The following is a 12,736-nucleotide window of genomic DNA, read 5'->3' as shown; positions in this document are numbered from 1 at the left end:
ACTGCCGACCACGCGCAACCGCGACATCGACAGCTTGCTGCCGATCGAGGGCTGGGCGCCGATCTGCAACTGAGGCTCAGCACGGCGAGTGGGGAAGCGGTAGGTGGCTTGGGCGGACGCATACACAGGTCCCGGCGAAGGGCGGCTTCGGTTACAGTCTGTGGCTGTCCGAAGCCTATCCGCTGCTGTCCGCGACGGGCAGCACCATCGCCGCATGAGTTCCGCATGGATCCCACCCAGCTTCGCATCATTCTTCTCGTTCTCGGGCTTGTCTTCATCGGCGCCGTCTACTGGTTCGGCCGCCCGCAGAAGCCTGGTCAAGGGCGCCGCACCAGCGAGCGCTCCGGCGCGGACTCGCATGCCCACGTGCAGCAGCCGGCGTTTTCCGACAACGATCACGAGAGCTTGGACAAGGTCATCCAGGCTGAGCTGGCCCGGCTTGAGCGTACGCTCGCGGTGGACGATGGCGGTGGTCGCGGAGCGGTGTCGGGTATCCAGTACGAGCCTGATCTCGATGTCCGCTTCGAGGCGCCTGATCGCCGCCCGTCCGCGGCACCGTCCTCAGGCGGCGCTGTCGCGCCTGCGCAAACCGGGCTCGGCGCGCGGCCAAATCCCGAGTTCGACAAGGTCGTCAGCCTGATCGTCGCAGCTCGCGCCGGCACCTTGCTGCACGGCAGCGATATCGTGGTGGCGGCTGAGAAGGCCGGCCTGCAGTTCGGCGATATGCAGATCTTCCATCGGCTGGCCGATGGCCGTCCGGAGGCTGGGCCGATCTTCAGCGTTGCCAATGTGGTCAAGCCCGGCAACTTCGATCTGCGTCATCCCGATCAGACGCAGACTCCGGGCGTCACCTTCTTCATGACCCTGCCGGGGCCGCTGAATGCGCTGGATGCATGGGAAACCATGCTGCCGGCCGCACAGCGCTTTGCTGAACTGTTGGACGCAGTGGTTCTGGACGACGAGCGCAATGCGCTCGGCCGCCAGCGGATCCAGTTCCTGCGCGATGAGCTGCGTGCCTATGACCGCGAGCGCGAGCGCCAGGCCAAGCGGCCGTGGTGATGTGATGTGGGAATCGGGAATGGTTGAAGAGCCGGAACCCGCTCTGACCATCCTCTGTTGCCCAATCCCGATTCTCAAAACAACAGCGACGCCATCTTGCGCCGGTAGCGGCCCACCAGATCGTCGTCCTCGACCACGCTGAAGGCCTCGATCAGGGCTTTGCGTGGCAGGCCGTCGGAGTAGGGCTTGTCGTGGCGCAGCAGGTCGAGCAGGGTTTCGAGACCGGCTTCGTTGTCGCCAGCAACGATCTGATGCACGCCCAACAGGTGGCGGGCTTCGGAGTCGGCCGCATTCGCGCTGATGCGCGTCTGCAGTGCATCAGCGGATGGTGCCTTTTCCAGCAGGTGCGCGAAGCCCAGACGCGCGCGGGCGCGTCTGGCCCGGTCGTCGGTGGCGAGGTTCGCCGGCAGGGCGTTCAGAAGCTGCTCGGCCTCGGCGCTCTCACCGGTCGACAGCAGTGCAACCGCGAGGTCGAGCTGCAGCGCAGCGTTGTCGGGCTCCGCGGCGACCTGGGCGCGCAGGCCTTGCACACGTTCCTCAGGCGCCAGCGCGGGTTCCTCGGCGAATGCGGCATCTTCGTTCGCCGCGGGCTCGATGCCATGGCGGCTCAGAAATTCACGCAGCTGGGCTTCCGGCAGCGCGCCCGGAAAGCCATCGACGATCTTGCCGTCTTTCAGCAGCATCAGGGTCGGGACCGAACGGATACCGACCATCGCCGCCAGCTGTTGCTCGGCGTCGACGTCGACCTTGGCCAGCAGGAAAGCGCCGTTGTACTCGGTCGCCAGCTTTTCGAGGATGGGCTTCAGCTGCTTGCAGGGGCCGCACCAGGTCGCCCAGAAATCCACCAATACCGGCGTCTGCTTCGAGCGCAGGATGACGTCCTGCTCGAACTGGGTCGTGGTGACGTCGAAGGCGTAGCTGTGGTCGCTCATTGGGGCTCCTGGAATGCGCATGACGGGCGGCATGCTAACCGCGTCGGGTACAGAGACTTGAAGAAGTCCGGCGTGTCGACGCGACCGCCGTCGATCTCTCCAAGCCCAGTCGCAATGAGGGCTGCATCGAGGAATCACAAGACTTCGCTCAGCGCATTGATCGAAACGCCGGGCAAAAAAAACCCGCCGGCCCGATGGCTGCAGGGGAGGGATCTGCGGCGACATCACGTGGGCGGCGGGCTGTACCAAGCGCGGCTCCGAAGTCCGGAGCCGCGCGCGCCCATGACAGGCGCAAGTGAAACGGGTGAAAAACTCGGGGCAATTACTCGGCGGCGGGGGCCTCGGCCGGCGCGGCCGCAGGCTTGATCTTCGGCTTGGCGACCTTCTTCGCAGCGGGCTTCGCGGCGGGCTGGGTTGCAGCGGGTTTGGCAACAGTTTTGGGCGCAACGGCCTTGGCGGCCGGCTTGGCCTTGGCAGCAGGCTTCGCCGCCGCAGTCGCCTTGGCGGCGCCCTGCTTCTTCAGTTCCGCGGTCAGCGTATCGACGCGCTTGGACAGGGTGGCGAGGTCTTCATGGCCCGGTACGCCCAGGCGATTCAGGGCACGCTGCACGCGCTCCTCGAAGATCTTCTCAAGCTTGTCCCAGGTGTCGGTTGCGCGGTCGCGGACCTGCTCGACGCGGTTCTCGACTGCATCACGCACGGCGTCTACGCGGCCGGTGGCCAGCTTGCGGGTTTTCTGTTCGATGTTGGAACCTTCCTTCACCAGCGACTCGAACAGGCGCGAGCCTTCCTCTTGAGCGCGGTTGAAGGCGCCCATGCCGGCCAGCCAGATGCCCTGGGCCGATTCCATGATCGAGCGCGACAGGTGCTCGGCCTTGCCACCCAGTGCTGCCACCGGCGACTTCGGCGCGCCTTTCTTGGCGGCGGGCTTGGCGCGGCTGGTGCTGCTTTTTGCCGGTGCCTTGTCGGCGACCGCTTTCTTGAACTTGGCCATGATGTCCTCGGAGTTGGATGGATGGATCAGGCCGGCACCGTACCGGCGCACCCTAGAATAATCACACTATGCGCGCGGCGGCTCAGCGGGTCTTCCGTTTGCCGCGTTTGGCGGCGGCAGGGGCTCGGGTTTCAATCAGTTCCTCGACCTCGTCCAGCGCGCGCGCGAGTTTTGCCGTGGTCGCGGTATGCGGTCGATAGGCGCGGCGCACGCTGTCCATCATCGAATGCGGCGGGCGATCCAGCAGCTCATCGCGCAGTCCCAGGCCGAGCCGCGCCAGCAGCGGCTTCAATACCTCGCGGTGGCGGGCGAGATCGCGCAGGGTGGCGTTGTAGGCGTGCTCACAGACGCGCAGACGCGACGAGTAGCTGAAGGCGTTGGTGAAGAACACCTCGGCGTCGTCCGCATTCGGCTCGAAGATCAGTTGAGCGCTGTGAGCGTACTGCTTCGCGTACTTGGCAAGGCCGACCTGCATACGCGATTGCAGCAGGGTTCGGAACGTCTGCGACAGCACCATCGGCAGGCCGCCATCGGTCACCGAATCGAGCCGCTCGCCTTGGCTGTTGCGGGCGTGGTGGCCGTCGTAAGGCACCAGTGGATTGAGGCCAATCAGCAGATCGATGTCTTCATCGAGTGCTACCGAGCCGTGCATCGTGCGCCGGAGTGCGCCATCCACGAGGTGACGGCCGTGCAGCTTGACCGGCGGATACAGGCCGGGCAGCGCGGAGCTGGCCTGCACCGCCACCGAGATCGGCACATCGTCCCAGCCCGGGCCACCGAAGCGCACGGTTTCGGCGCTGTCGAGGTCGACTGCGATGACCCGAAGTTTCCGTTTGAGCTCGCGGAAATCGTTGCTGCGGCCGCGGTGGGTAAACGCGGCCCGCAAAAATTCCTCGATGCCGCTGTTGTCGAACAGGCCGTTGGGAATCAGTCCGCCGAAACGGCCGATCAGATCACCGACGCCGATCTCGCTCGGATTCATGAGCGCGCTGCGCCACCAGTCCATCAGCAACCGCGGCAAGCCGACCACGCGGCGCGCGTATTCGAAGAAGGCGGGGCGCAGGAAGGTCTCGGGGCGGAAACGGACATCGCCGCTGTCGCCGGTCAGGAAGATCCGGCACATCGTCGCGGTATTCATGCGGTTGGCCAGCGAGGCCGACAGAAAGGCACCTGAGCTGACGCCGACATAGACTTCCAGGCGCGTCAGATCCAGGCCTTCAATGGCCTCGTCCAGCGCGCGCAGGGCGCCGAGTTCGTACATGCCACCGATCGGCCCACCGCCGGCGACGGCGAGTCCGATACGAGGCTTGCGGCGGATGGGGGCACTGGCGGGTTGGATCGAGAGCATGCGCTAGGGTAGGGGGCGTGTTCCCATCAGTGTAGTCGCCCAAGCCCCCCGGGTTGTCCTTACTCCCGGCACACTTTCTGCCCACTCTGGACCAAAGTCGTATGCGCCAAGCTCCTCCCATCGCCGCCCGACTGAGCCGGCTGATCGCCATCAATCAGCAGTTGCGCGACTCTGCGCGCTCACCCGGCAACCGCTCGCCGTGGCTGCCCGTGCTGCAGCGATGGCAGGCGCAGAGGCTGAAGGAGAGCTTTGCCGGGTTTCTGCGCGAGCCGAGCACGCGGCCCGCGGCCGAGTTCTTCTTGACTGACCTGTATTGCGACCACGACGTACGTGGTCGCGATTCCGGCGTCGCGCGGGTGATTCCACGTCTGATCCGGCTGCTGCCCGAGGATTTTCTGATCACCGCGGCGGATGCGATCGAGCTCGGTGCGCTCAGCCACGCGCTGGACCTGCGCATGGTGGCAAGGCTACAGGATCGCTTTGGCGGCGATCTGCGGCTGGATGCCGCGCGCTATGCCTGGGCCTATCGCGACTGTGGCCTGCGCCGGCTGCGCGGGCGTCAGATCGACCTGGTACAGGAGGTCGGCTACGCACTCGACGACGCCGTTCGCCATCCGATGCTGGGGCGGGTGCTGCGGCTGTCGCGGCTGCCGGCGCGTGCAGCAGGCTTGTCCGATCTGCAGCAGTTCCTGGAGCGTGGCTTTGCTGCGTTTGCGCGGCTGGGCGGTGCCGAATACTTCCTGACCACCATCGAGCGACAGGAGCGGTCGGTGAGCCGACGCTTGTTCGCCGGCGAGTCGAACCCGTTCGTGCTGGATTGATCGGGCTCGGGGTCGGGTTCGGCTGAGTTGGTTCTGCTCCGGTGGCGTGGACAACACCACCGGGTTTGCCGATGGCCATCCAGACGCACTCATCGACAGCCGCAGACGCGGCGACGCGAAGGCCTGACCCCCTGCGATGAAGCCCTCAAGCGCGGCGGATGCCTCGCACCCCGTCCTCGACCACGAACTGCGCCAAGGTCGACACCGGGCTGCGTGCGGTCTTGACGGTCTGCGGCGAGCGCAATGAGACCTCGGCATTGCCACCCAGCTTGACCAGGGCATAGCCGCGCCGGTCGCTGCGGCCCATCAGCACATGCGGATTGTCGGGCAGCATCGCGTCGTAGCTGGACTGCGGCCAACCCTGCGAGGACATCGAGGTGCCGCAGATTTCCGCGGCCACCGTGCGTGCATCGCCCCAGGGGTCAGCCTGCACATTTGCAACCACATTGGCGTGGATGTCGCCGCCGATCACCAATGGATTGGACAGCCCCGGTCGGCCGAGGGCTTCGATCAAGGCGCGCTGGCTGGCCGGATAGCCGTCCCAGCCGTCGGTCCATTGGCTGCGGCCCGCGCCGCCCTTGCTGTCCATCGGCGACAGCTGGGTCTGCTGGGCGATCACGTTCCAGCGCGCTTTCGACTGCGACAGGCCCTGGTACAGCCAGGCTTCCTGCTCGGCACCCAGCAGGGTGCGACCGGGCGCGCTCAGTTCACTGCAGCTGGCCGGGTCGAGCGTGGTCGAACCACCGCCTTTGTAGGGGTCCGCGCAGGCCATCGCGCTGCGGTACTGGCGATCATCAAGCACGAAGAAGCTCGCCAGCCCGCCGAAGTCAACCCGGGTGTGGATCGGCATGCTGCCATCGACGCGCGGGCGCATCCGCTGCGGCAGCGGCATGTGCTCGTAGTAGGCCTGATAGGCGGCGGCGCGACGCAGCAGGAAGCGCGGATCGAGGTGTTCGCTGGTGTCGGCCGAGGGATCGTTGTCGACCTCGTGGTCATCCCAGGTCAGCAGCCAGGGCAGGGCGGCGTGGGCGTTCTGCAGGTCGGCATCGGTCTTGTACTGGGCGTGGCGCACGCGGTATTCGTCAAGCGTGTAAGTCTCGCCGCCGAGATGGCGACGCACCAGTTCATCGCCCCAGCTGCTTTCGTAGATGTAGTCGCCCAGAAAGATCATCAGGTCGGGCGAGTCCTGCAGCAGCTGCGCATAGCCATTGAAGTAGCCCTGCTCGAAATGCTGGCAGGACGAGAACGCGAACTTCAGCGCGCGCGGGCTGGCGTCGGGCGCGGGCGCGGTGCGGCTGCGCCCGCTGCGGCTGACCGCATCGCCGGCAATGAAGCGATAGAAGTAGGCGCGGTCGGGGCGCAGCCCGACCACGTCAACATGCACGCTGTGGGCAAGTTCGCCCACCGCACGCACGCGCCCCTCGGCCACGAGCTTGCCGAAGTTTGCGTCTTCGGCGACCTGCCAGTTCACCACCACATTCTCATCGCGAGGCATGCCGCCATCGGCCTGCAGCGGTGCGGGCGCGAGGCGAGTCCACAGGGTGAATCCGTCCGGCGTCGGATAGCCCGAAGCCACTCCGAGTGCAAATGGATCGGCGACGAAACGGTAGCCCGATTGCGCGTGCAGTCCGCTGGAGGCGGCGAAACCGAGCAGGCCGAGACTGCCGGCGGCGCGCAACAGGTCGCGACGGGACAGCTGGCCGGAACGCAGCAGGGCATCGAGTTTGGCGGAGCGGGCGGATTCGGTCATGGCGGTTTGCGCTCGGGCATCGACGGGCCAACAAGGGTGCCTCATGCAGGTTGCAGCCGGTAGCGCATCGCGCATTGACGCACCTACCCGACCCCTGCACCATCGGGCGTCAGGGAAGGGAGAAAACCATGCCGAAGACTGCTGCAAAGACAGCGCACGGCGCACCCAAGCGTGAGGCCATGTCCAGGGTCGACACCGCTTGGTTGCGCATGGAGCGGCCAACCAATCTGATGATGATCACCGGCGTGCTGATGTTCTCCGAGCGGCTTGAGATCGGCGCGCTGAAGCAGCTGATCGCGGAGCGTTTTCTGGCCTTTCCACGCTTTCGGCAGAAGGCGGTCGATACCGCCACCGGCGCGCATTGGGAAACCGACACCGACTTCGATCTGGACTGGCATGTGCTGCTGACTGCGCTGCCCGGCACGGCCGACAAGGCGGCGCTGGAGACGCTGGTCAGCCAATTGGCCTCGACCGCGCTGGATCACTCCAAGCCGCTGTGGCAGTTCCATCTGGTCGAGACCTTCAACGGCGGCAGTGCGTTGATCTCGCGCATTCATCACTGCTACGCCGACGGCATCGCCCTGGTGCAGGTGCTGCTGTCCCTGACCGATGTCAGCCGCGAGCCCGCGCCCGGCGCCGATCTGACCCAGGCGTGGCTGAAGGATGACGGCGCCAAGGTGACCAAGCGCTTCTTCGACCCCGCCTTCCAGCAGATCGACCGCGCCATGAAGATGGGCGGCAAGGTGATGGAGAAGAGCCTGGAGATGTATCGCGATCCTTCCCTGGCCGGTGTGCTGGCCAAAGAGGGCGGCGAGATCGCCCGCGAACTCGGCCACGTATTGATGCTGCCGGATGATCCGGAAACGCCGCTCAAGGCGGGCTTGGGGGTCAGCAAGCGCTGCGCCTGGGCCGAGCCCTTGCCGCTGGAAGAAGTCAAAACCATCGCGCGCGCGCTCGACTGCACGGTCAATGATGTTCTGCTGGCGGCCGTTGCCGGTGCGCTGCGGGCCTATCTGCTGGAGTCCGGTTTCGATCCCGATGGCTGCGGCATCCGCGCCACGGTGCCGGTCAACCTGCGTCCGCTGGAGCACGCCAAGAAACTGGGCAACCACTTCGGCCTGGTGTTTCTCGATCTGCCGATTCACGAGAGCAACCCGCTGCGCCGGCTGCAGCATGTCGCCGCCAACATGCGCGAGATCAAATCCTCGCGTCAGGCGGTGATGACCTTCGGGGTGCTGGCCGCACTTGGCATGGCGCCACCGGCGGTGCAGAAGATGGCGCTGGAACTGTTCAGCAAGAAGGGCACCGCGGTGGCGACCAATGTGCCGGGCCCGCAGATGCCGCTGTTCATGGCCGGTGCGTTGGTCAGCGATCTGATGTTCTGGGTGCCGCAAACCGGCAGCATCGGCGTTGGTATCAGCATCCTCAGCTACAACGGCCGCGTGCATTTCGGCCTGATCAGCGATGCCAAGTGCATCGACCGGCCACAGGAGGTGATCGACCGCTTTGCGCCCGAGTTCGAAAAGCTGCTGCTGGCAACCCTGCTTGAAGACTGGGATGCGCCGATCCGCCCGGAAGATGCCGAGGACACGCTGCGGCGCTGCCTGATGCCGATCGCGGCCGTGGCAAGGCCGATCAAATCCGCGCGTGCGGCAGCTCGGCGCAAGCCGCCCAGCATCGAATGATTCCGCGCTGCGACTGATGCGGCTCCGTCCCTGCGCACAGCGTCGTCTGTGCTGTGCCGCAGATCCCATGTAGCCGGCCGGCTTGGGATACGTCACAATTGGTGACCTGCGCTCCGCAGCTGATCAGATGAGGACACGGCCATGGCCACTCGTAGTCTGTTGATTCTGGCCGGCGCACTGCTGGCTGCGGCCCCGGCCCTGCAGGCCGCCACCTACCAGGTCGGCCCCGGCCGCCAGTACGTCCAGCTGCAGCCGCTGTTCGACGCCGTCGATCTCGGCCCCGGCGATGTGGTTGAAGTGGATGGCGGCGTCACCTATCCCGGCAATGTGATCCTGCGTCAGGCCGATGGTGGTGCGCCCGGCAATCCGGTGGTGTTGCGCGGGCTGCGCGTCAATGCTCAGCGGCCGATCCTGCTGGGCGGGATCAATACCATCGAATTCCGCCTCGCCAATCATGTGGTGTTCGAGGGCTTTGAAGTGGTCGGCTCGGTGGCCGACGACACCTTCCGCTGCATCTATCACCACTCGCATGACGTGGTGATCCGGGATGTGCTGGTGCGTGACTGTCCCCGTCACGGCATTCTCGGCGCCGACAACGACTCCGGCTCGCTGACCGTCGAATACTCCGAGATTCGCAACTCCGGCCGCGGCGGCCGCGAGCATGCGATCTACATGGCGACCGATGAACTGCTGTATCCCGGCAGTGTGTTCCGGCTGCAGCACAGCATTGTCCGCGACAGCCTGTTCGGCGATACAGGCGAGGGCGGGAATCTGATCAAGAGCCGCGCCGAGCGCAACGAGATCCACTACAACTGGCTGCAGGGTGCCTACTACCACAGCCTGGAGCTGATCGGCCCGGATCCCGCCGGTGGCGTGCCGGCAAACGCAGCGCGCGAGGATTCGGACGTGGTCGGCAACGTGATCATCCATGACTCCGCGTTTGGCTCGGTCTTGCGTTTTGGTGGCGACGGCACCGGCGCCAGCAATGGACGCTACCGCTTCGTCAACAACACGGTCATCCGGCGCAATCCGAACAACGACACTCCGACCCTGTTCCGGCTGTTCAGCGGCATCGAGTCGGTGGAGATGCACAACAACGTATTCCTGCGCGAGGGCAGCGCCAACTGGCGGGTGATCCGCGAGGTCGAAGCCGAATGGATCGGTGGGGTGTCGCGCATCCGCGGCAGCCGCAACTGGGTCGATGCCGGCTCCACCTTCCTGCCGCCGACGTGGACCGACACCGCCACCGGCACCGACCCCGGCTTCACCAATGCCGCTGGCAACGATTTTCGTCCGGCGCTGGGTTCGCCGCTGCTGAATGCGGGCGGGCCGGCCACCACCGCCAGCGGCTACGAGATCAGCAACGCCCTGTACCCACCGACCCTGCACCCGTCATCCGGCCTGCTGCAGACGCCGGGCACCGCAGCGCCGCGGCCTGCCAATGGCGTGATCGATATCGGCGCGTTCGAGCGACCCGTAGATGGCGGACTGTTCGCGAACGGGTTCGAAGGCTGAAGCCGAGGCTGCGGTCGGAGACCACCCAGCCCACCCAAACGAGCGGGTTCGCTTCGCCGACAAGCGAAAGGGCCAGCGGATCGCGCTGGAATAGGGCATAAAGCGAGCCTCCCTCGCGCATGGATCCACGCATGACACCGTCGAGCCCCCGATCCGATCGCCTGCGCGTGCGCCGCAGCCACGCGCCGCCCACACCTGCGGTGCAGAAGCGCGAGCTGTGGGCGTGGATGATGTTCGACTTCGCCAACTCCGGGTACACCACGGTGGTCATCACCGCGGTGTTCAGCGCCTACTTTGTGGCGACCGTGGCCGGCGATGCCGAATGGGCGACCTTCGCCTGGACCGCCGCGCTGTCCGTCTCGTACTTGCTGATCCTGCTGACGGCGCCGCTGCTCGGCGCCTGGGCCGATATCTCCGCCGGCAAGCGTCGGGTGCTGTGGGCGACCACCGTGATCTGCGTGGTCGGCACCGCGGCGCTCGCCTGGACTGGGCCGGGCACGGTGGTGTTGGCGCTTGCCTTGATTGTGCTGACCAACACCGCCTTCGGCACCGGCGAGAACGTGATCGCCGCGTTTCTGCCGGAGCTCGCGCGTGAGGAAGCGATGGGCCGGCTGTCGGGCTTTGGCTGGGCCGTCGGCTACCTGGGCGGGCTGCTGGTGCTGGCGATCTGCCTGTGGTGGATCACCGGCGCCGAGGCGCGCGGCGTCGCGACCGCAGACGCCGTGCAGCAGACGCTGCTGATCACCGCGGTCGCCTTCGCTGTGGCCGCCCTGCCAACCCTGCTGCTGCTGCGCGAGCGTTCCAGACCGCAGCCGCTGCCGCCGGGCCAGCGCCTGTTCTCGACAGCGTTTGCGCGCGTGCGCGCCTCGCTGGACGGCAGTGCCGGTCTGCTGGATCTGCGGCGGCTGCTGCTGTGCATCGTCTTCTATCAGGCCGGCGTGGCGACGGTGATCGCGATCGCGGCGATCTTCACCCAGCAGGCGCTGGGCTTCACCACCGCCGAGAGCATCCAGCTGATTCTGGTGGTGAACATCACCGCCGCGCTCGGTGCTTTCCTGTTCGGCTGGCTGCAGGACCGCTTCGGGCACCGCGCACTGTTGGGTCTCTCGCTGTGCGGCTGGCTGCTCGCGATCGGGCTGTTCTGGTACTCCGACTCGCGCAGCATCGTGTGGCTGGCCGCGAACATCGCCGGGCTGTGCATGGGCGCCTCGCAGAGCATCGGCCGCGCGATGGTCGGTGTGCTCTGCCCGCCGGACCGCGAGGCCGAGATCTTCGGCCTGTGGGGCCTCGCGGTAAAACTCGCCTCGATCCTCGGCCCGCTGAGCTACGGCGCGGTCAGCTGGATGTCAGGTGACGACCACCGTCTGGCCATGCTCGCCACCGCGGTGTTCTTCGTGGTCGGGCTGGTGATTCTGGCGGGGATCGATGTCGAGCGTGGGCGTGCGGCGCGTGGGGTTGCGGTCGCTCCAACCTAGCAGCCTGTCGGGCTTTGGTTGGCCGGGCTGCAAATCCGCCTGCGCGGTCCACTATCCGCCGATTCTTGACCAAGAGAGCCCACTCGGCCCGCGAATGGTCGAAAAACTGTCCTCGCGCAGTCGGATTTTCGCCTCGCCCCCAAAGCCCGACAGGCTGCTAGCGACAGGCGGCTTGGCCGCGCGCGGTTCGGCTCTCGACATCGCCAGTGCGTGCCTGAAAGCACTGCATCGCGCGGCGCTCGCAGCGCATCGATTCCCGCTCTGACAGGTGGGCTACGCCTGGTCCCTGTGGGTCTGTCACACGCTGCGCAGTTGGGCAGCGAGCCGCATCGGATCGAACGGCTTCGCCAGTACTGCAACGGCTCCAAGGCTCGTCAGCTGAGCGATCTCGGAGGGATCCACTCTGGCGGCAATGAACGCGGCGGGAACCTGGGCGACGGCTGGGATCAGGCGCAAGGCTTGCAGCGTGGTGGGGCCATCCATGCCCGGCATCATCACGTCGAGCAGGATCAGATCAGGCGCGAATTCCACCACGCTTGCCAAGGCTTCCGGGCCCGAACTACAGGTCTTGACGATGAGCCCACCGATCAGCTCCAAGGCCAATTGGGCGATCTCATGACTATCGGGTTCGTCCTCCACGTACAGCACGCGCTTCAACTCGCCCATCATTCGTCCTCCGGTCATCGAGCGGCCCAGGGATGCGTGCCAAAACTCCGGCACCTCATCGCCAAGAATCTGCGCCTACGCTCCGCCACTCCGCGCGAAAAGGCCATAGCCAAAGCTGACGTGTGCGAAGGGGGCGCTGCGCTTGGCTGCGAAGGACTCAAGCGAGCCTCCGGTGGTGCGCGCCGCGAACGGCGCGCGTGGGTGATGGCGCCCGCTTCTCTTGCTCATCGCCGGATCGAGGCGTGTCGCGCAGCTCCGAAAGGCCACGGTCGCACCGAGCGCCTGGGGCGCTGGAGTATCGGCGAGCTGCCTCGCAGCACAGGGCTTGGCCGTTTCGAGCAATGCGCGTTCGAGAGTGGTGATCCGTATGCGTCCGCCCAAGCCACCTACCGCTTCCCCACTCGCCGTGCTGAGCCTCAGTTGCAGATCGGCGCCCAGCCCTCGATCGGCAGCAAGCTGTCGATGTCCCGGTTGCGCGTGGTCGGCAGGCG

The 12,736-nt window shown here is 66.3% G+C and carries 11 protein-coding genes; 6 read left to right on the top strand and 5 right to left on the bottom strand.

The genetic code is table 11. The features are described from left to right. Positions 1-225 precede the first annotated feature (225 nt). Entirely contained in the window at positions 226-1,059 is an 834-nt protein-coding gene (gene zipA, locus ACIQ7H_RS20405) for a cell division protein ZipA (RefSeq protein ID WP_395795017.1), read from the top strand. A gap of 74 nt (positions 1,060-1,133) precedes the next feature. On the opposite strand, the gene trxA is transcribed toward zipA, so the two are convergent. The 3 genes from trxA to ACIQ7H_RS20390 all read right to left on the bottom strand — a co-directional run bounded on the left by trxA (position 1,134) and on the right by ACIQ7H_RS20390 (position 4,333). Continuing rightward, the gene (gene trxA / locus ACIQ7H_RS20400; RefSeq protein WP_395795015.1) at positions 1,134-1,991 is read right to left on the bottom strand and encodes a thioredoxin; all 858 of its coding nucleotides are present in this window, start codon (positions 1,989-1,991) and stop codon (positions 1,134-1,136) included. Between the two features lie 322 nt (positions 1,992-2,313). Then, on the bottom strand, positions 2,314-2,985 hold the full coding sequence (locus ACIQ7H_RS20395; protein WP_395795013.1) for a phasin family protein: 672 nt from the start codon (positions 2,983-2,985) through the stop codon (positions 2,314-2,316). A gap of 82 nt (positions 2,986-3,067) precedes the next feature. After that, positions 3,068-4,333, bottom strand: coding sequence for a patatin-like phospholipase family protein (locus ACIQ7H_RS20390; RefSeq protein WP_395795011.1), 1,266 nt, complete (start codon positions 4,331-4,333; stop codon positions 3,068-3,070). Between the two features lie 101 nt (positions 4,334-4,434). On the opposite strand from ACIQ7H_RS20390, the gene ACIQ7H_RS20385 reads away from it, so the two are divergent. Continuing rightward, the gene (locus ACIQ7H_RS20385; protein WP_395795009.1) at positions 4,435-5,154 is read left to right on the top strand and encodes an FFLEELY motif protein; all 720 of its coding nucleotides are present in this window, start codon (positions 4,435-4,437) and stop codon (positions 5,152-5,154) included. Between the two features lie 145 nt (positions 5,155-5,299). Here the strand turns inward: ACIQ7H_RS20385 and ACIQ7H_RS20380 are convergent, their stop codons facing one another. Continuing rightward, the gene (locus tag ACIQ7H_RS20380; RefSeq protein ID WP_395795007.1) at positions 5,300-6,904 is read right to left on the bottom strand and encodes an alkaline phosphatase D family protein; all 1,605 of its coding nucleotides are present in this window, start codon (positions 6,902-6,904) and stop codon (positions 5,300-5,302) included. A 128-nt stretch (positions 6,905-7,032) separates the two neighbouring features. Here ACIQ7H_RS20380 and ACIQ7H_RS20375 point away from each other — a divergent pair, with 128 nt between their 5' ends. The 3 genes from ACIQ7H_RS20375 (at position 7,033) to ACIQ7H_RS20365 (ending at position 11,579) form a co-directional block, all read left to right on the top strand. Then, positions 7,033-8,589, top strand: a complete 1,557-nt coding sequence (locus ACIQ7H_RS20375; protein ID WP_395795005.1) for a wax ester/triacylglycerol synthase family O-acyltransferase — start codon at positions 7,033-7,035, stop codon at positions 8,587-8,589. 141 nt (positions 8,590-8,730) lie between these two features. Beyond that, entirely contained in the window at positions 8,731-10,104 is a 1,374-nt protein-coding gene (locus ACIQ7H_RS20370) for a hypothetical protein (RefSeq protein WP_395795003.1), read from the top strand. A gap of 131 nt (positions 10,105-10,235) precedes the next feature. Next, positions 10,236-11,579, top strand: a complete 1,344-nt coding sequence (locus tag ACIQ7H_RS20365) for an MFS transporter (protein WP_395795001.1) — start codon at positions 10,236-10,238, stop codon at positions 11,577-11,579. 297 nt (positions 11,580-11,876) lie between these two features. Here ACIQ7H_RS20365 and ACIQ7H_RS20360 read toward each other — a convergent pair whose 3' ends face one another. Then, entirely contained in the window at positions 11,877-12,245 is a 369-nt protein-coding gene (locus ACIQ7H_RS20360; protein WP_395794999.1) for a response regulator, read from the bottom strand. 204 nt (positions 12,246-12,449) lie between these two features. On the opposite strand from ACIQ7H_RS20360, the gene ACIQ7H_RS20355 reads away from it, so the two are divergent. Next, positions 12,450-12,736, top strand: a 287-nt coding sequence (locus ACIQ7H_RS20355; RefSeq protein ID WP_395794997.1) for a hypothetical protein, incomplete at its 3' end; no start/stop codon positions are given.

This window comes from Aquimonas sp. (assembly GCF_044377145.1).
In the GTDB taxonomy this organism is placed as follows: Bacteria; Pseudomonadota; Gammaproteobacteria; order Xanthomonadales; family Xanthomonadaceae; genus Aquimonas.
Note: the sequence above shows the minus strand (reverse complement) of the source record. Positions and strands in the feature narration are given on the sequence as shown.

Coding starts and splice junctions, on each gene's coding strand:
- zipA (WP_395795017.1), top strand. CDS start 226: ATGGATCCCACCCAGCTTCGCATCATTCTTCTCGTTCTCGGGCTTGTC.
- trxA (WP_395795015.1), bottom strand. CDS start 1,991: ATGAGCGACCACAGCTACGCCTTCGACGTCACCACGACCCAGTTCGAG.
- ACIQ7H_RS20395 (WP_395795013.1), bottom strand. CDS start 2,985: ATGGCCAAGTTCAAGAAAGCGGTCGCCGACAAGGCACCGGCAAAAAGC.
- ACIQ7H_RS20390 (WP_395795011.1), bottom strand. CDS start 4,333: ATGCTCTCGATCCAACCCGCCAGTGCCCCCATCCGCCGCAAGCCTCGT.
- ACIQ7H_RS20385 (WP_395795009.1), top strand. CDS start 4,435: ATGCGCCAAGCTCCTCCCATCGCCGCCCGACTGAGCCGGCTGATCGCC.
- ACIQ7H_RS20380 (WP_395795007.1), bottom strand. CDS start 6,904: ATGACCGAATCCGCCCGCTCCGCCAAACTCGATGCCCTGCTGCGTTCC.
- ACIQ7H_RS20375 (WP_395795005.1), top strand. CDS start 7,033: ATGCCGAAGACTGCTGCAAAGACAGCGCACGGCGCACCCAAGCGTGAG.
- ACIQ7H_RS20370 (WP_395795003.1), top strand. CDS start 8,731: ATGGCCACTCGTAGTCTGTTGATTCTGGCCGGCGCACTGCTGGCTGCG.
- ACIQ7H_RS20365 (WP_395795001.1), top strand. CDS start 10,236: ATGACACCGTCGAGCCCCCGATCCGATCGCCTGCGCGTGCGCCGCAGC.
- ACIQ7H_RS20360 (WP_395794999.1), bottom strand. CDS start 12,245: ATGGGCGAGTTGAAGCGCGTGCTGTACGTGGAGGACGAACCCGATAGT.